Genomic DNA, 18299 nt, shown 5'->3' with positions numbered 1-18299 from the left:
CTCACTGAAACACCGGGACCCACCTCCATGCTCAAGAAGAACGCGCTGGCCGTGGCGCTCGTCGCCACGACCGCGCTCACCCTGTCCTCCTGCGCCGGCGACAAGGCCGACAGCGGCTCCAGCCCCGTCTCCGACGTCTCCACCGGTACGGACGAGAAGGCCGCGACCGTACTCGACCGGCCCTTCAAGAAGCCGGACCTCGTCCTCACCGACACCCACGGCAAGAAGTACGACCTGCGCGAGCGGACCAAGGGCAAGCCGACGCTCATCTACTTCGGCTACACCAACTGCCCCGACGTCTGCCCGCTGACGATGAGCAACATCGCCATCGCGTACAAGAAGCTCCCCCCGGCCGACCGGGACAAGCTCCAGGTCGTCTTCGTCACCACCGACCCCGAACGGGACACCCCCGAGGCGCTCGGCAAGTGGCTCAAGGGCGCGGGCGACCCCGCCTTCACCGGACTCACCGGCGACTTCCCGGCCATCCAGGCCGGGGCCCGCCAAATGGGCATCGGCATCGACCCGCCGAAGAAGGAGAAGGACGGCTCGGTCGTCTCCATGCACGGCGCCCAGGTCGTCGCGTTCTCCCCGAAGACCGACACCGGGTACGTGCTGTACGGCGACGACACCACCGCCGACGACTACACCGAGGACCTCCCGGAGCTGGTCGAGGGGGAGAACCCGTGAACCGCCGCACCACCCTCGCCGCGGTCGCGGCCCTCACCGCGGGCCTCGTACTGGCGGGCTGCTCCACCGGGTCCGGGAGCGGCGGACCCGAGCTGAAGATCGAGGGAGCCTTCATGCCGGAGCCGGTCATGGACGACATGGCCGCCGGCTTCCTGACCGTGAGGAACGACAGCGACACGGCGGACAGGCTCACCTCCGTCACCAGTGACATCGCGGAGGAGGTCACGATCCACCGGACCACGGGCCAGAAGATGCAGGAGGTCGAGTCCTTCGACGTTCCCGCGGACGGCGAGCTGAACCTCGAACGCGGCGGGAACCACCTGATGTTCATGGAGCTCAGGAAGAAGCCCGAGCAGGGCGACAAGGTGTCCGTGGAACTGCACTTCGAGAAGGCCGGCCCGGTCAGGGCCGAGCTTCCCGTGAAGGAGACCACCCACAACCCGAAGAAGCAGTGAGGGACTGACCCGCCATGCCCGCAACCGCCCCGCCCTTCGGAGCCGCAGTGATCAGGCTGCTGCTCGTCACCGCAGCGCTCCTCGGCACCCTCCTCGCAGGAGCCGCTCCCGCGTCCGCGCACGCCGCGCTGACCGGGAGCGACCCGAAGGACGGGGCGGTGGTCGCCACCGCGCCCGAGCAGGTCACCCTCACCTTCTCCGAGAAGATCGCTCTCGGGGACGACTCGATCCGCGTACTGGAGCCGAGCGGCAAGCGCTCCGACACCGGCGAAGTGCGCGACATGAGCGCCGGGGGCGTCGTCAAGTACGGCGTCTCCCTGCACGCCGGGCTGCCGGACGGCACGTACACCGTCGCCTGGCAGGCCGTCTCCGCCGACAGCCACCCCATCTCCGGCGCCTTCACCTTCTCCGTCGGCGCCCCCTCCAAGACCACCGTCGCCCTGCCCGAGCAGTCCGCGGGCGGCGGCATCGTCGGCGCGCTCTACGGCATCGCCCGCTACACCGCGTACGCCGGCTTCGTCCTCCTCGTCGGCGGCGGCGCCTTCGTCCTGGCCTGCTGGCAGCGCGGCGCGGGCGAGCGGCCGCTGCAGCGCCTCGTCGTGCGGGGCTGGATCACGCTGACCGCGTCGACGCTGGTCATGCTGTTGCTCCGCGCGCCCTACACCGGCTCCGGGAAACTCGCCGACGCCTTCGACCTCAGCGGGCTCAAGGCCGTGCTGGACACCAGGGCCGGCGCCTCGCTCGTCTCGCGGCTGCTGCTGCTCGGCGCGGCCGCGCTCTTCGTCGCCGTGCTGTTCGGGGCGTACGCGAAGCGGGAGGACCCCCAGGAGAAGAAGGACCTCACCTTCGGACTCGCCCTGGGCGGCGGCGTACTGGCCGCGGGGATCGCGGCGACCTGGGCGCTCTCCGAGCACGCGTCGACCGGCATCCAGACCGGCCTCGCGATGCCCGTCGACATACTGCACCTGCTGGCCGTCGCGACCTGGCTGGGCGGCCTGGCCGCGCTGCTGGTCGCGCTCTACCGGGTGCCGGACATCGAACGCGGCGCCGTACGGAACTTCTCCCGCGTGGCCTTCGCGGGCGTAGCCGTGCTGGCCGCGACCGGGCTCTACCAGTCCTGGCGGCAGGTCGGTTCCTGGTCGGCGCTGACCGGGACGGCGTACGGACGGCTCCTGCTCGTCAAGATCGCTCTGGTCACCGTCCTCGTCGGGACCGCGTGGTTCTCACGGCGCTGGACGGGGCGGCTCGGGGAGCGGCTCGTGCCGGAGGCGGAGGCCGCCGCGACGTCCGGGGAGCGGGCCGAAGAGCGGGCCGGGGAGCAGGAAGCGCCGGAGGCGGAGGCCGAGCCGGTCACCGTGCCCGAGGACCCCGCGCGGGCCGCGCAGCTCGCCCGGCAGAAGGCCGCGATGACCACCGCGCGCGTGAAGCGGGTACGGGACGCCGACCCCGGGCGGCTCGGGCTGCGGCGCTCCGTACTGGCGGAGGCCGCGGTCGCCGTGGTGGTCCTGGCCGTGACGACCGTACTGACGAGCACCGAGCCCGGACGCACCGAGGAGAAGGAGGCGGGCCGGAGCGGGTCCGCCACCGCCGCCGTCCCCGACCGCCCGGTCGACGTCCGCGTCCCCTTCGACACGGGCGGCGAGGACGGCAGGGGCACCGCCCGGGTCGAGCTCGACCCGGGGCGCTCGGGTGGCAACGCCCTGCACGTGTGGCTGGAGCGGCCCAACGGACGGGCCATGGACGCACCCGAACTGAAGGTCGCGTTCACGAACAACGCCAAGGAGATCGGGCCGCTGCCCGTCGTCCCCGACCGCATCGCCACCGGACACTGGAGCGCCGACGGAGTGCAGATCCCCATGCCGGGGACCTGGGAGCTCGAAGTGACCGTACGCACCTCCGACATCGACCAAGTGACCGTGAAGAAGAACGTGAAGATCGGCTGACCGGCGTGAGTGACAGCGACATCGACAACGGCATACCGAGGAGGCGGCTGCTCGGGGCGGCGGGCGCGGCCGGCGCCGCGGGCCTGGTGCTCGGCGCCGGGGGCGGAGCGGCCGGGTACGCCGCGGTCTCGGGCTCCGGCGGGGACGACGGGGGCGCGAAGGCGCTGGCGTCCGTCGGCTCCACCGCCGTCCCCTTCCACGGCGAGCACCAGGCCGGCATCACCACGCCCCTCCAGGCCCGCGGCCACCTCGTCGCCTTCGACCTGGCGCCGGGCGCCGGGCGCAAGGAGGCCGCTGCCCTGCTGCGGCGCTGGTCGGCGGCGGCGCGGAGGATGACGGCGGGCGAGCCGTTCGGGGACGCCGACACCGGGGTGGCGCTGGACGCGGGGCCCTCCTCGCTGACCGTCACCTTCGGCTTCGGACGCACCTTCTTCGGCCGCACGGGCCTGGACAGACAGCGCCCTGTCGCGCTCGACCCACTGCCCGACTTCTCCTCCGACCACCTCGACGCGCGGCGCAGCGACGGCGACCTGTGGGTGCAGATCGGCTCCGACGACGCACTGGTCGCCTTCCACGCGCTGCGCGCGATCCAGTGGGAGGCGGGGGAAGCCGCCCGGGTGCGGTGGCAGATGAACGGTTTCAACCGTTCCCCGGGCGCGACCGCGCAGCCGATGACCGCCCGCAACCTGATGGGACAGGTCGACGGGACGGGCAACCCGAAGCCGTCCGAGGCCGACTTCGACCGGCGGATCTTCGTACCGGCGGACGGGAGCGGCGAGGGGCCGGGATGGATGGCGGGCGGCTCGTACGCCGTCGTACGCCGCATCCGTATGCTCCTCGACGACTGGGAGAAGCTGGCGCGCGGCGAGCAGGAGAAGGTCATCGGGCGCAGGAAGAGCGACGGCGCCCCGCTGACCGGCGGGAGCGAGACCACCGAGCCCGACCTGGAGAAGACCGGGCCCGACGGCAAGCTCGTCATCGCCTCCAACGCGCACGCCCGTATCTCCGCGCCCGAGCAGAACGGCGGCGCGGCGATGCTGCGGCGGCCGTTCTCCTACCACGACGGGATCGCCGCCGACGGTACGCCGGACGCGGGGCTGCTCTTCATCTGCTGGCAGGCGGATCCGCTGCGCGGCTTCGTTCCGGTGCAGCGCAAGCTCGACCGGGGGGACGCGCTGTCGCCGTTCATCCGGCACGAGGCGAGCGGGCTGTTCGCGGTGCCGGGCGGGGCGCGGGACGGGGAGTACGTGGGACAGCGGCTGCTGGAGTCGTGAGGACGCGGCACGCGTCCCGCACGGCGCATTAGGGTGACCGTATGTCGGCCACGCGCTATGCCTATCTCGGTCCCGAAGGCACCTTCACCGAGGTCGCCCTCCGTACGCTCCCGGAAGCCGCCACCCGGGAGCTCGTCCCGATGGTGTCCGTACCGGCCGCCCTCGACGCGGTGCGGTGCGGGGAGGCGGCGGCGGCGCTCGTACCGATCGAGAACTCCGTCGAGGGCGGGATCAGCGCCACCCTCGACGAGCTGACGTCCGGCGAACCGCTGATGATCTACCGCGAGGTGCTGCTGTCGATCACCTTCGCGCTGCTGGTCCGTCCCGGCACCCGGCTCTCCGACATCAAGACGGTCACCGCGCACCCCGCCGCCCAGCCCCAGGTCCGCAACTGGATGGCGGCGAACCTGCCGGACGCGCTGTGGGAGTCCGCGGCGTCGAACGCGGACGGGGCCCGGCTGGTGCAGGAGGGCCGGTACGACGCGGCCTTCGCGGGTGAGTTCGCCGCGGCGACGTACGGTCTCGTACCGCTCGTCACCGAGATCCACGACGCGGTCAACGCGCAGACCCGCTTCGTGCTGGTGGGGCGGCCCGCGCGGCCGGCGGCGCCGACCGGGGCGGACAAGACGTCCGTGGTCATCTGGCTGGGCGACGACCACCCGGGCGCGCTGCTCGAACTGCTCCAGGAATTCGCGGTGCGCGGGGTCAACCTGATGCTGATCCAGTCGCGGCCCACAGGTGCGGGGATCGGCAACTACTGCTTCGCCGTGGACGCCGAGGGCCACATCTCGGACCGGCGGGTGGGCGAGGCCCTGATGGGGCTCAAACGGATCTGCCCGAAGGTGCGGTTCCTCGGGTCGTACCCGCGGGCCGGTGTGGCGGCCGAGGACGTACGGGCGCTGCGGCCGGGGACCTCGGACGCGGAGTTCGTGGCGGCGTCGGACTGGCTGGCGCGGAGCCAGGACGGGCGGGTCTGACCGGCCGGGCGCCCGTCCTCTCGCTGGAGGTCGCCGGAGGCCCGCGTTACCCACAGAAGTTATCCACAGGGCTGGTTTCCACCCTGGGGACAAGTCGACAACACATGCCGACATTGTCGACAAAGCAGCTCGGACGGCCTCCTTCCTTCCACAGTGCAGCAGTACGGGCAGACGGGGTTCCGTCACCTCAATTCCATTGATCAACACTTTAGAGCGAGTAATTCCCACCCGAATGAGTGTGTGAAGTAGGTTTCAGCAAGGAATCCTTCGCCCTCCCGACCTTTCGGAACGATCTCTTCCGGTGTCCACAGATCTTTCGCACAGCCTGTGGATAAGTTGCGGGGGGCGCGCATTCCTGTGGACAACCCGTTCGCCAACTCCCGCCCCACTCAAGGGAGAAGCGTCAAGGCGAGCGGAGGGAAGTGCCCCGTTTCGAGGAATAGGGCACGTTTTATTGACGCGCGGCGGCGGGCGGCCGAAGCACCCCCGTCACCACCGGCCGGATTTGCGCAATACGGACAAAGCGCCACGCAATGCGATATCAGGTCGATCAGCGGAAGCGGTCGCGGGTAGCCTGGTGGGGTGATTGACCTTCGCCTGCTCCGTGAGGACCCCGACCGTGTTCGCGCCTCCCAGCGCGCCCGTGGAGAAGACGTCGCCCTCGTCGACGCTCTCCTCTCCGCCGACGAGCGGCGCAGGTCGTCCAGCGTCCGCTTCGACGAACTCCGCTCCGAGCAGAAGTCGCTCGGCAAACTCATCCCCAAGGCCTCCGGCGACGAGAAGGCCGAGCTGCTGAAGAAGGCCGGCGAGCTCTCCGCCGCCGTCAAGGCCGCCGACGCCGAGCAGGACGAGGCGGCCGAGGAGTCCAAGCGGCTGCTGCTCCAGCTCGGCAACATCGTCCACCCCGACGTCCCCGTGGGCGGCGAGGAGGACTTCGTCGTACGGGAGACCGTCGGCACCCCGCGCGACTTCGCGGCCGAGGGCTTCGAGCCCAAGGACCACCTGGAGCTCGGCGAGGCACTCGGCGCGATCGACGTCGAGCGCGGCGCCAAGGTGTCCGGCTCGCGCTTCTACTACCTGACCGGCATCGGCGCGCTCCTCGAACTCGCCCTCGTCAACGCGGCGATCGCGCAGGCCACCGAGGCCGGCCTGGTCCCGATGCTGACGCCCGCGCTGGTCCGGCCCCGCGCCATGGAGGGCACGGGCTTCCTCGGCCAGGCCGCCGAGAACGTCTACCACCTGGAGAAGGACGACTACTACCTGGTCGGCACCTCCGAGGTCCCCCTCGCGGCGTACCACATGGACGAGATCATCGACGCCGACAAGCTGCCGCTGCGGTACGCCGGCTTCTCGCCGTGCTTCCGCCGCGAGGCCGGTACGTACGGGAAGGACACCCGGGGCATCTTCCGGGTGCACCAGTTCGACAAGGTCGAGATGTTCTCGTACGTCGACCCGGCGGACTCCGAGGCCGAGCTGGAGCGGCTGCTGGCCTGGGAGAAGCAGTGGCTGTCGTCGCTGGAGCTGCCGTTCCAGGTGATCGACGTGGCCAGTGGTGACCTGGGTGCCTCGGCCTCCCGCAAGTACGACTGCGAGGCGTGGATCCCGACGCAGGGCAAGTACCGCGAGCTGACGTCCGCGTCGAACTGCCTGGAGTTCCAGTCGCGCCGGCTGGCGATCCGGATGCGCGAGGGCAAGAAGGTGCAGCCGCTCGCGACGCTGAACGGCACGCTGTGCGCCGTACCGCGCACGATCGTGGCGATCCTGGAGAACCACCAGCAGGCCGACGGCTCGGTGCGGGTGCCGGAAGTGCTGCGCCCGTACCTCGGGGGACGAGAGATCCTGGAGCCCCTTTCCAAGTGAGCACCGCTTCCCGGCCGTTCCCGTACAAACTCGTCGCGACCGACCTCGACGGGACGCTGCTGCGCTCCGACGACACCGTCTCGGTCCGTACGCGCGAAGCGCTCGCCGCCGTCACGGCGGCGGGCGCGGCCCACATCGTCGTCACCGGGCGCGCGGTCCCGTGGACCCGTCACATCCTGGACGATCTGGGCTACGAGGGTCTCGCGGTCTGCGGCCAGGGCGCGCAGGTCTACCACGCCGGCGAACACCGGCTGCTGACCTCGGTGACGCTGGACCGGCAGCTGGCCGGGCTGGCGCTGGCCAAGATCGAGGCGGAGACCGGCCCGCTGGCGCTCGCCGCGAGCCGCGACGGCCTGGACGGCGAAGTGCTGGTCGGGGTGGGCTACCGGGTGCAGGAAGGCCCGCTTCCGTACGTCGCCTTCGAGGACCCGGCCGAGCTGTGGTCGGCGCCGCTGAACAAGGTCTACATCCAGCACCCCGACCTGGACGACGACGAGCTGGCGCGGGTCGCGCGCCAGACCGTCGGCAGCCTGGTCGACGTGGTCATGGCGGGCCCCGGCGTGGTCGAGCTCCTCCCGCTGGGCCTGAGCAAGGCGACGGGCCTGTCGCTGGCGGCGCGGCGGCTGAAACTCAGGGCCTCGGACACGATCGCCTTCGGCGACATGCCGAACGACATCCCGATGTTCGGCTGGGCGGCGCACGGCGTGGCGATGGCCAACGCGCACGACGAACTCAAGGCCGTGGCGCACGAGATCACGGCGTCGAACGACCACGACGGCATCGCGGTGGTGCTGGAGCAGTTGCTGTCCGGCTGAGGCCGGTGGCAGAGGACGCATGGCGAGTGTTGGCCGGGTGGATACGTCACCGGCCAACACCCTTCCCCCGTGAGGTGTACGTCACCACTGTGCCCGGGCCCGCAGGACGGTGCCACCCATATGCCGAGTTGTAGGATGACTGGGCAACCGGGCGAATTGCTCGGTGACCAGTGAGCGGCCGGCCAGTGGGCGGCCGGCGAAGCGGAGGCGGGCATGGCGCTGCGGGCGGCGGGGCGGAAGTCCCTGGTGGACACCGTCGTGGAGCAGTTGCGGGCCCAGCTGGCGGAGGGCGAGTGGGCCGTCGGCGACCGGATCCCGACCGAGCACGAGCTCGCCGAACAGCTCGGCGTCGGCCGCAACACGGTGCGTGAGGCGGTGCGCGTGCTCGTGCACGCCGGGCTCCTGGAATCGCGGCAGGGCAACGGCACCTTCGTACGCTCGGCCGCGGATCCGGCAGCGGTGCTGCGCGGCATGCGGCACGCGGGCGTACTGGACGTACTGGAACTGCGGGTAGCGCTGGAGGCCGAGGCGGCGAGGCTGGCGGCCGTACGGCGCGACGAGGCGAATCTGCGCACGCTGCGCCACGCCCTCGCCGAGCTGCACGAACAGGGCGACCGGGCCGCCGACGCCGACCTCGCCTTCCACCTCGGCATCGTCGAGGCGACGCACAACACCGCGTTCACCGAGGTCTACCGGTTCTTCTCCACCCAGGTGCACGAGACGCTGGTCACCTCGCTCGGCGACCACGAGATGCCGCCGATCGACCTCGCCGCGCACGCGGCGCTGGTCGACGCGATCGAGAGCGGTGACCCGGCGGCGGCGGAACGGGCCGCACGGGCGGTCCTCCAGGTGCCGATCGACGTCGTCACCGCCCTGATCGGCACCTGACCTCCGCCCCGGCCCTCCCTCCTTTTCCCTTCTTCCCTTCTGCCTTCCCCCCTTCTCCCTGTGAAAGGTGCTCGTTTTGTCACGCCCGGATTCTGATCAGCTCCTCCTGGATGCCGAGGCCGACGTACGGCCGTCGCCTCAAGGGGACGTCGCGAGAAGGGCGTTGCCCGCCCGTCCGGTGATGCTGCTGATCGGGATCGTGCTCGCGTCCGTCAACATGCGGGCGGCGCTCGCGAGTGCGTCGCCGCTGGTGAGCGAGATCAGCGAGACGTTCGGGCTGTCGTCGACGGCGACCAGCCTGGTGACATCGGTGCCGGTGCTCTTCCTCGGTGTGGGCGCGCTGGTCGCGCCGTGGCTGGGGCGGCGGTTCGGCACCGAACTGGTGCTGTTCTGCGCGCTGCTCCTGCTCGGCGTGGGCATCGTGGTGCGCGTCGTTCCCCAGGTGCCGGCGCTGTACGGCGGCAGCCTGCTGATCGGTCTGGCGATCTCCCTGCTCAACGTCCTGATGCCGGGCCTGATCAAGCGTGACTTCCCCGACCGGGCCGCCCCGATGACGTCGGTCTACACCGGCGCGATGATCGCGGGCGCGACGGTCGCGGCGGCCGCTTCGGTGCCGCTGGAGAAGGCGTTCGGGAACAGCTGGGAGGCGTCGCTGGCTTTCTGGTCGCTGCTCGCCGTGGTCGCCGCCGTGGCGTGGCTGCCGCAGGTGCTGATCGCACGCTGCCGTACGGGACATGAGGTACGGGTCGCGGCGCCGGCGCGCGGCGACCGCACCCGCAGCGTGTGGCGGTCCGCGCTGGCGTGGCAGGTCACGCTCTTCATGGGGTTGCAGTCGCTCTGGTCGTACGTCCTGATCGCCTGGATGCCGACGATCTTCACGGACCACGGAATGAGCCGCTCCACCGCTGGTGTGGTCTTCGCCTTCAACAACCTCATCCAGATCGCGGGCGCGTTCGGCGTACCGCTGCTGGCCGGCCGGATGCGCAGTCAGCGCCCGCTGGTCGTCGTGGTCACGACCATGGTCGCGGCCGGTTACACCGGTCTGATGACCGCCCCGGTGTCCGGCGCCTGGATCTGGTCCGCGGTGCTCGGTGTCGGCCAGGGCGGCGCGGTAGGCCTGGCGCTGACGCTGATCGTGCTGCGCTCGGGGGACGCGGTGACGGCGGCCCGGCTGTCCGGGATGGCGCAGACGGTGGGTTACCTGCTGGCCGCGGCGGGCCCGCTGGCGGCCGGCGCGGTGTACGAGGCGACGGGAAACTGGACGCTGCCGATCGCCCTGATGCTGGGGGTGTGCGCGGCTGCCCTGGTGGTGGGGCTGTTCGCGGCGCGCGACCGGAAGGTGTAGCAGGCTGGTCCTCGTGACCCGAACCGATGTGAGAGTGCGCAGGGTGTACGAGCCGCCGTCGCCCGACGACGGTACGCGCGTCCTGGTGGACCGGCTGTGGCCACGCGGCCTGAGCAAGGAGACGGCGGAGGTCGACGAGTGGCCGAAGGCCCTCACCCCGTCGACGGAGTTGCGCCGCTGGTACCACGGCCCTTCCGGCGGCTTCAAGGAGTTCACCCGACGTTACGAGGCCGAGCTGGCCGGTCCCGAAGCGGCCGCGGCCCTTCGCGACCTGCGTGAGCTCGCGAAGGCGGGCGACCGGATCACCCTGCTCACCGCCGCCAGGGACCCGGACCGCGGGCACACCGCCGTACTGCGGCGGCTGCTGCTGACCTGAGGTCCCGGCGGCGGCGACGGATCAGCGGCGCTCACCCCTCTTGCCGCGCTGACCGCGCTCCAGGGCGCTCAGCCGGTAGGACACGTCGTCGAGCCTGCGGTCGATCCGATCCTCCATGCGGCGCATGTGGTCGGAGAGATCGCAGAGCCGGTTGCTCATGGCACCGACCACCTGGTGGGTGGCGTCGAGGCGGTCGAACCGTACGGAGATCCCGTTGATGACGGGGCCGAGCTCCTGGAGCGCGTGCCCCACCGTGTCGAGGTGGGACTCGATCTTGGTGACGCGGCGGTCGAGCGATGCGTAGCCCGTGCGGCGGCCGCTCTCCTCTGCGTCGAGGAGGTACGTACGGACGCAGCGGGCGATGTCGCTGTCGCGAAGAAGCATCGCTCCGTTGAGGACGGCCCGGCGGGTGTGGAGGGTGAGATTCGTGGCCGCCTGTGGATAACCTGTCCCCAGGTCGTCGTTCCGGAGGGACAAGATGTCCCTCCGGAAAACGCGCAGGTCATCCCCTCGCAGTACTTGCAACCCGTTCTCGTTGAATTCGGCCCGATGGCACTGGACCACCTTCTTCAGCATCTCTGTGGATACTTCGAAGCGCCGGGCCACGTCCTCTGTGCGAACGTGAACTCCGTTCGGGAGCATGACAAGCGCCTTGACCTTGTCGAGGACGTCGACGCGCCCCGGGTGCTCGTCGCGCATCATGCGCGATTCGAGCAGGGTGACTTCTGATGGCATGAGGATGCCTTCCGTCGTGAAAGCCGGTGATGGACAGCCCTGTCCCCGGGCTTTTCTGGGGGCGGAGGGCGCTCAAGGCGGCTACTCACTCCGGTGACCGGCCCGGATCCGCTCCGGCACCGGCCATCCCCGTATTCACGAACGCTCGACGTCTCAGATTCCAGTTGCCTCCACGCACAGGGAACAACGAGCCGATAAGCGTACAATTGCACGGAAATGCGTCAACCCCCGCTCAGTGAACGGGGGTTGACGGAGGCCGGTGTTCCGCTTACTCCTCGCCGGCCAGGGTCAGCGTGCGGAGTTTCTGGCCCGCGTACCAGGTCGCGGCCGCCGTGACCGCCACCAGCAGCACCACCGCCGTCGGCAGGGCGACGTCCGAGGTGATCGCGCCGTTCGCTCCGATCCGTTCGGCCAGGGACAGCGCCCACTGCTGGACACTGAGCGTGCGCGCGCCCGGGACGAGGCTGCCGAAGAGGGTCTCCCACACCAGCGCGTAGACGAGGCCGAAGACCACCGCGTGCCGGGTGACCGTACCGAGCAGCAGGAAGATCGCGCTGTACGCGACCGAGGCGACCAGCGCCGCGACCGTGTAGGCGATGGCGATCTGGCCGCCGTTGCCGTTGAGGATCATCCCCGCGACGAACGTGGGGATCGCGGAGAAGGCCATCGTCACGGCGATCGCGACGATGAGCTTGGTGAAGATGATCGTGGGCCGCTTCACCGGCTTGGCGAGCAGGTAGACGATCGAGCCGTCGTCGATCTCCGGTCCGATGGCACCGGTGCCCGCGATCACGCCGATCAGCGGGATCATCGTGGCGATCGCGAAGCCGCCCAGGACGTCCGACGCGATCTGGTCGTCCGCTCCCGTGAGCAGCCGTACCGCGACCGCGATGGCGATCAGCAGGGCCGGCAGGACGAAGAGGACGGCGGCCCGGCGGCGGCCGAGGAGGGCCCGGTAGGTGAGCCGGGCGACTGTGGGTTCGTAGATCATCGCTGCAAGCTCCTTTCAGGCCGCTACGAGGTAGGAGAAGACCGATTCGAGCGACTCGTCGGAGGGCGAGACCGTCAGCAGCCGGATGCCGTGCGCACGGGCGACCCGCGGGAGCAGCGTCGTGAACCGGCCGAAGTCGACGGCCTGGATGCGCAGGGCGCCCTCCGTGACGTCCACTTCGATGCCCGCCGTCGACGGGTCCGCGATCAGCGCGGCGGCGAGTGCCCGGTCGTCGCTGGACCGTACGAGATAGCGGTGCGGGCGGTCCGTCATCAGGCGGCGGATCCTGCGGAAGTCGCCGGAGGCGGCGTGCCGTCCGGCCACGATCACTTCGATGTGCGAGGCGAGCTGCTCGACCTCCTCCAGGATGTGGGAGGAGAAGAGGACCGTACGGCCCTCCGCGCCCATCCGCCGCAGCAGGTCCATCAGCTGCATGCGCTGGCGCGGGTCCATGCCGTTGAACGGCTCGTCCAGGAGCAGCACCGACGGATCGTGGACGAGGGCGGAGGCCATCTTCACGCGCTGGCGCATGCCCTTGCTGTACGTCGCGATCTTGCGGTCCTGCGCGTATTCCATCTCGACGGTCGCGAGCGCCTGCTGGGCCGCCCCGGCGGTCAGGCCGTGCAGTTCGGCGTTGGCGACGACGAATTCGCGTCCGGTGAGGAAGTCGTACATCGCCTCCCGCTCGGGAACGATGCCGATCTCCTTGTAGACGGCTTCGTTGCGCCAGATCGGCTTTCCGTCGAGGGTGACGGTGCCGGTCGAGGGGGCGAGGAAGCCGCCCATCATGTTGATCAGGGTGGACTTGCCGGCGCCGTTGGGGCCGAGCAGTCCGGTCACACCCGGGCCGACGCGCATGGTGACGTCGTTGACGGCCACCACGTTGCCGAACCAGCGCGAGGTGTGGTCGATGTCGATGGTGGTCACAGCCCGACCTTTCGGTAGCGGCGCATCAGCACGGCGTACGAGCCGAGGATGAGCGCGAGGACGGCGAGCAGGTAGACCACGCCGCTGCCGACCGAGGGGCCCTCCCCTCCGGGGAAGGCGGAAGTGGCGCCGAGGAAGGCGGTCTGCACGCCGTCGATCAGCGTGAGGGGCGAGAAGAGGCCGAGCCATTCGACCGCCCCGGTGGAACCCTGCTCCCAGGCGATCACCTGGACCGTGGACACCGCGCCGTACGAGATCGTCAGTACGGCGATGACGGCGGCCACGCCGAAGCCGCGGCGCGGGGTGAGGGCGGCCATCACCAGGCCGAGGCCGGCGAAGAGGACGGAGAGCAGTGCCACGGAGACCAGCCCCTGTGCGAACGCCTTCGTCTGGTCCGCGAAGTCGAATTCGGCGAGCAGCGCACCGGCGTACAGGATCACCAGGGGGGTCGCCGTGAGGATGAAGAGGGCCGACGCCATCGCGGCGTACTTGGCGAGGACGTAGTCGACGCGTTCGATGGGCCGCGAGAAGTACAGCGGGACCGTTTTGAAGCGCAGGTCGCGCGAGACGGACTGCGGGGCCTGGGAGGCCAGGTAGAGGCCGACGACGGCCTGCATGACGATCGCGTACCGCGTGTACTCCAGCGGCAGGTCCGTCATGCCGGGGGTGGCGACGGCGACCGCGACGATGATCGCCGCGACCAGGCACATCACCGCGAAGAGGATCATCGGCAGCACCTTGGACTTGGCGCTGCGGCCCAGTCCGTACGCGCCGCGCAGGGACTGCGAGAAGAGCGAGCGGCGTGCGTACGCCCGGCCCAGGCGCGGGCCGTCGTACGACCGGTAGCCGATGTTGTGGATACGGGTCGGGTCGGTGCCCGGCGGTGTCGTGAGGTCAGACGCCATCGCGGCCGCCTCCCTTCTGCTGTACGGCGGCGAAGGGCTCGCGGGCGGCCTCGGCGTCCGATGCGGCGTGAGCGTCCGATGCGACATGAGCGTCTGTGCCTGCGCCTGCGCGGAAGACCTCCGCGATGCGGTGGCGGCGCTGTTCCATCCGTACGAGCCCGATCCCGAGGCCGGCGACGGTGTCCCGCACCAGGTCGTACGTCTCCTCGCCGGTCGCTTCGACGAGCAGGATGTGGCCCGCGCCCGGCAGGCCGTCCTCCCCACGCGCGTGGAGCGTCGCTCCCGCGGCGGTCAGCGCCTCGCGCAGGGCGCGGGTGCCGTCGGGGTGGGCGTCGCTGTCGGTCACTTCCACGGCGAGGGTGGTGGTGGTCTGCGTGAAGTCGCTGGTGGAACTGGAGCGGAGCAGCTTGCCGCCGTCGACGACGACGACGTGGTCGCAGGTGCGCTCCAGTTCGCCGAGGAGGTGCGAGGTGACCAGCACCGAGATGCCGAAGTCGGTGTGGACGCGGCGGATGAGACCGAGCATCTCGTCGCGGCCGACCGGGTCGAGACCGTTGGTCGGCTCGTCGAGAAGCACCAGCTTCGGGTCGTGGACCAGGGCCTGGGCCAGTTTCACGCGCTGTTTCATGCCGGTCGAGTAGCCGCCGATGGGGCGGTAGCGCTCCTCGTACAGGCCGACGTGGCGCAGCGTGTCGGCGGTGCGCTCGCGGGCGGCGGTCGGCGGGAGCCCCGACATGCGCGCCATGTGGACGACGAACTCGGTGGCCGAGACGTCGGGTGGCAGCGCGTCGTGCTCGGGCATGTAGCCGACCTGCTCGCGGATGGCGCCGCCGCTGGTGGCGACGTCGAGGCCGAGTACGGCGGCCGTGCCTTCCGTGGCGGGGGACAGACCCAGCAGGATCTTGATCAAGGTGGACTTGCCGGCTCCGTTGGCGCCCACCAGACCGGTCACGCCGGGTCCGATGTCCAGGGAGAGCCGGTCAAGAGCGGTCACCCTCGGGAACCGCTTGCTCAGGCTTTCGGTCGCGATCACAGTCACGTTCTCGAAGGTAGTGGCGCACACCACAGGATGCGTCAGACCTGGAGGCTGGATCGGTGTCCGCCTCCAGGCGTACGGCCCCGTAGGGGGCCGGTCCGGCGGCCGGCCCGGCCCCCGGACCGGCGGACCGTTTGAAGGTCCTTTCGAAGGCCCGTTTCCGCCTTGGTTTTCCACAGGTACGGCCGGCCCCTTGACCTCGCCGCCGGGCATGGTCACATTCATGAGTGTCAGGTTTCCGGTTCGACGACGATCTGCCGCACGTGCGGCACTGGGCGGGGGAGAAGCCGGCATGAGCATCGAGGGAGCCACCGAGCGGTGGGTGCGCACGGGCGGGATCGAGCTGTGCGTCGCCGAACTGGGCGACGCGGCGCGGCCGACCGTAGTGCTGGTGCACGGCTATCCGGACAGCAAGGAGGTGTGGGCGCAGGTCGCCGCGCGGCTCGCCGAGCACTTCCATGTGGTGCTGTACGACGTGCGCGGGCACGGCAGGTCGACGGCGCCCGTGCCGCTGCGCGGCGGTTTCACACTGGAGAAGCTGACGGACGACTTCCTGGCGGTCGCGGACGCGGTGAGCCCGGGCCGGCCGGTGCACCTGGTCGGGCACGACTGGGGGTCCGTGCAGGCCTGGGAGTTCGTGACGGTCGGGCGCACCGAGGGAAGGATCGCCTCCTTCACCTCGATGTCCGGCCCGTCCCTGGACCACTTCGGCCACTGGATCAGGAAGCGGACGACGCGGCCGACCCCGCGCGGGACGGCCCAGCTGCTCGGGCAGGGCGCCAAGTCCTGGTACGTGTACATGCTGCACACCCCCGTCCTGCCGGAACTGGCCTGGCGCGGACCGCTCGGCAAGTGGTGGCCCGGGATCCTCCGGCGCATGGAGAAGGTCGAGGCCGGTGACTACCCGACGGCGTCACTGCCGCGGGACGCGGCGCACGGCGCCTGGCTCTACCGGGACAACGTCCGCGCCCGGCTGCGCCGGCCGCGCGCCGACGCGTACGCCCACACGCCCGTCCAGCTGATCACGCCGACCGGCGACATGTTCCTCTCCGAGCGGCTGTACGACGGTCTGGAGCGGTGGGTGCCGCGTCTGGTGCGGCGCACGCTGCCCGCGAAGCACTGGGTGCCGCGCACCCGGCCCGATCAGCTGGCGGCCTGGGTAGGCGAGTTCGTCACGGCGAACGAGGGCACCGCGAACGAGAAGAACGCGAGCGCGGAGACCGCGACGGGGGCGGCGCCCGGAACCACGGTGGCGAGCGGCCCGTACGCCGACCGGTTCGGCGGGCAGCTCGTCCTGGTGACGGGCGCCGCCGGCGGCATCGGGCGGGCCACCGTCCACGCGTTCGCCGAGGCGGGAGCGCGGATCGTGGCCGTCGACCGGAACGCGGAGGGCGCGGCCCGTACCGCGGAGACGGCCCGGCTGATCGGCGCCCCCGAGGCGTGGGCCGAGACGGTGGACGTCAGCGACGAGCGGGCGATGGAGAAGCTGGCCGAGAAGGTCGCCGCGGAGTACGGCGTCGTCGACGTCCTGGTGAACAACGCCGGAATCGGTCTCTCCGGCTCCTTCCTGGACACCACCTCCGAGGACTGGAAAGAGGTCCTCGACGTGAACCTGTGGGGTGTCGTCCACGGCTGCCGGCTCTTCGGCAGACAGATGGCCGAGCGCGGCCAGGGCGGCCACATCGTCAACACCGCTTCCGCGGCGGCGTACCAGCCGTCGAGGACACTGCCCGCGTACTGCACCTCGAAGGCGGCGGTGCTGATGCTGAGCGAGTGCCTGCGGGCCGAGTTCGCGGGCCGGGACATCGGGGTCAGCGCGGTCTGCCCCGGGTTCGTGAACACCGGCATCACCTCGACCGCGCGGTTCGCCGGGGCCTCGGCGGAGGAGGAGAAGCGCCGGCGGCAGAAGGCCGCGCGGCTGTACGGGCGACGCGACTATCCGCCGGAGAAGGTCGCGGAAGCGGTACTGAAGGCCGTCGTACGCAACCAGGCGCTCGTGCCGGTGACGCCCGAGGCCCGCGTTTTCCGCCTCCTGTCGCGCTTCGCGCCGAGGGCCCTGCGCGCGATCGCCCGGGTGAATCCCCCGCTGTGAGTACCGGGGAGCACCCGGATCACCAGGGGTACCGGGAACACCGGGAGTACCGGATCGAGGACCTCGCGCATCTGAGCGGAGCCACGGTCCGTACGATCCGCGCCTACCAGGACCGCGGGCTGCTGCCCAGACCGGAGCGGCGCGGCCGGTCCAATGTGTACGGGGACACGCACCTGGCCGGGCTCCGCCAGATCGCCGGCCTCCTCGAACGCGGTTACACGCTGGCGAGCGTCAAGGAGCTGCTGGAGGCGTGGGACACGGGAAAGGGGCTCGGCGGGGTGCTCGGGCTCGTCACCGAGGTCGGCGGGCCGTGGACGGACGAGGAGGCGGGCCGGATCTCGCGGTCCGAGCTGGGCGAGCGGTTCGGCGGGAAGCCCGGCGCCGCGGCGGCCGGCGAGGCGCCGGAGAAGGCGATCGACGAGGCGGTGGAGCTGGGGGTGCTGGAGCGCGTGCCGGGGCGGGACGACGAGTTCCTGGTGCCGTCACCCCAAGAGCTGGCCGTAGCGGCCGAGTTGCACGCGGCGGGGGTGCCGCTGCCCGCGATCTCCGGACACCTGAGGGAGCTTCGCGGGCAGGTGGAGCACATCGCTGAACGTTTCCTGGAGTTCACCGCCGAGCACGTGTTCGCCCACTTCCCCGGCCACCACCCGCCCACGGACGCGGACGCGGCGGACGCGGCGACGCTGGTGCGGCGCCTGCGGCCGCTCGCCCAGCGGACGGTCGACGCGGAGCTGGCCCGGGCCATGCGGCTGTTCGCCACCCGCCGCCTCCAGCAGCGCCTCGGCGCGGCCGACCCGCCCGTGGCCGGTCCGGAGCCCGTCACGGTGACGCTTCCGGGGGAGACCGTGCGCGCTGTCCGCGCACTGGTCGGACCCGCCCGCGCGGCGGCATTCATCACCGCGGCAGCCGAACGGGAGGTGCGGGCCAGGACATTGGACGCACTTGCCGCAGACGGCGCGCGGAGTACCGATGGCGGCCAAATACCCTGAATCC

17 protein-coding genes are annotated in these 18299 nt (G+C 71.0%); 12 read left to right on the top strand and 5 right to left on the bottom strand.

What is annotated here, in order from left to right; all coding sequences use genetic code 11:
* The first annotated feature begins 27 nt into the window (after positions 1-27).
* The 10 genes from BN1555_RS16545 (at position 28) to BN1555_RS16500 (ending at position 10620) form a co-directional block, all read left to right on the top strand.
* Entirely contained in the window at positions 28-687 is a 660-nt protein-coding gene (locus BN1555_RS16545) for an SCO family protein (protein ID WP_093800116.1), read from the top strand.
* Positions 684-1142, top strand: a complete 459-nt coding sequence (locus BN1555_RS16540; RefSeq protein WP_093800115.1) for a copper chaperone PCu(A)C — start codon at positions 684-686, stop codon at positions 1140-1142. Before BN1555_RS16545 ends, BN1555_RS16540 begins: the two co-directional genes overlap by 4 nt.
* Positions 1143-1156: 14 nt before the next feature.
* Positions 1157-3085 carry a copper resistance CopC/CopD family protein gene (locus tag BN1555_RS16535; protein ID WP_093800114.1) on the top strand — a complete coding sequence of 643 codons (1929 nt, stop codon included), beginning with the start codon at positions 1157-1159 and terminating at the stop codon, positions 3083-3085.
* A gap of 5 nt (positions 3086-3090) precedes the next feature.
* Entirely contained in the window at positions 3091-4359 is a 1269-nt protein-coding gene (gene efeB / locus BN1555_RS16530) for an iron uptake transporter deferrochelatase/peroxidase subunit (RefSeq protein ID WP_176710049.1), read from the top strand.
* Between the two features lie 41 nt (positions 4360-4400).
* Positions 4401-5336: a prephenate dehydratase gene (gene pheA, locus BN1555_RS16525; protein WP_093800113.1), complete on the top strand. Its 936-nt coding sequence runs from the start codon at positions 4401-4403 to the stop codon at positions 5334-5336.
* 582 nt (positions 5337-5918) lie between these two features.
* The gene (serS, locus tag BN1555_RS16520; RefSeq protein WP_093800112.1) at positions 5919-7196 is read left to right on the top strand and encodes a serine--tRNA ligase; all 1278 of its coding nucleotides are present in this window, start codon (positions 5919-5921) and stop codon (positions 7194-7196) included.
* Positions 7193-8011 carry an HAD family hydrolase gene (locus tag BN1555_RS16515; RefSeq protein WP_093800111.1) on the top strand — a complete coding sequence of 273 codons (819 nt, stop codon included), beginning with the start codon at positions 7193-7195 and terminating at the stop codon, positions 8009-8011. The genes serS and BN1555_RS16515 overlap by 4 nt, the downstream gene beginning before the upstream one ends.
* 213 nt (positions 8012-8224) lie before the next feature.
* Complete coding sequence (locus tag BN1555_RS16510) at positions 8225-8899, top strand: FadR/GntR family transcriptional regulator (protein ID WP_093800110.1); 675 nt, start codon at positions 8225-8227, stop codon at positions 8897-8899.
* Between the two features lie 106 nt (positions 8900-9005).
* Positions 9006-10244, top strand: coding sequence for a CynX/NimT family MFS transporter (locus tag BN1555_RS16505; RefSeq protein WP_255306424.1), 1239 nt, complete (start codon positions 9006-9008; stop codon positions 10242-10244).
* A gap of 13 nt (positions 10245-10257) precedes the next feature.
* Positions 10258-10620, top strand: coding sequence for a DUF488 domain-containing protein (locus BN1555_RS16500; protein WP_176710048.1), 363 nt, complete (start codon positions 10258-10260; stop codon positions 10618-10620).
* Between the two features lie 21 nt (positions 10621-10641).
* On the opposite strand, the gene BN1555_RS16495 is transcribed toward BN1555_RS16500, so the two are convergent.
* The 5 genes from BN1555_RS16495 to BN1555_RS16475 all read right to left on the bottom strand — a co-directional run bounded on the left by BN1555_RS16495 (position 10642) and on the right by BN1555_RS16475 (position 15211).
* Entirely contained in the window at positions 10642-11355 is a 714-nt protein-coding gene (locus BN1555_RS16495) for a hypothetical protein (protein ID WP_093800107.1), read from the bottom strand.
* Between the two features lie 268 nt (positions 11356-11623).
* Positions 11624-12343, bottom strand: coding sequence for an ABC transporter permease (locus BN1555_RS16490; RefSeq protein WP_093803436.1), 720 nt, complete (start codon positions 12341-12343; stop codon positions 11624-11626).
* A gap of 18 nt (positions 12344-12361) precedes the next feature.
* Positions 12362-13273 carry an ABC transporter ATP-binding protein gene (locus tag BN1555_RS16485; protein WP_093800106.1) on the bottom strand — a complete coding sequence of 304 codons (912 nt, stop codon included), beginning with the start codon at positions 13271-13273 and terminating at the stop codon, positions 12362-12364.
* The gene (locus tag BN1555_RS16480) at positions 13270-14178 is read right to left on the bottom strand and encodes an ABC transporter permease (protein ID WP_093800105.1); all 909 of its coding nucleotides are present in this window, start codon (positions 14176-14178) and stop codon (positions 13270-13272) included. Before BN1555_RS16480 ends, BN1555_RS16485 begins: the two co-directional genes overlap by 4 nt.
* Complete coding sequence (locus tag BN1555_RS16475) at positions 14168-15211, bottom strand: ABC transporter ATP-binding protein (protein ID WP_255306423.1); 1044 nt, start codon at positions 15209-15211, stop codon at positions 14168-14170. The genes BN1555_RS16480 and BN1555_RS16475 overlap by 11 nt, the downstream gene beginning before the upstream one ends.
* 295 nt (positions 15212-15506) lie before the next feature.
* On the opposite strand from BN1555_RS16475, the gene BN1555_RS16470 reads away from it, so the two are divergent.
* A complete protein-coding gene (locus BN1555_RS16470) occupies positions 15507-17306 on the top strand; it encodes an SDR family oxidoreductase (RefSeq protein ID WP_093800103.1) in 1800 nt (599 codons plus the stop codon).
* Positions 17303-18295: a MerR family transcriptional regulator gene (locus BN1555_RS16465; protein ID WP_093800102.1), complete on the top strand. Its 993-nt coding sequence runs from the start codon at positions 17303-17305 to the stop codon at positions 18293-18295. Before BN1555_RS16470 ends, BN1555_RS16465 begins: the two co-directional genes overlap by 4 nt.
* The last annotated feature ends 4 nt before the right edge of the window (positions 18296-18299 follow it).

Source organism: Streptomyces sp. Wb2n-11, from assembly GCF_001049855.1.
GTDB lineage: Bacteria > Actinomycetota > Actinomycetes > Streptomycetales > Streptomycetaceae > Streptomyces > Streptomyces altiplanensis.
Note: the sequence above shows the minus strand (reverse complement) of the source record. Positions and strands in the feature narration are given on the sequence as shown.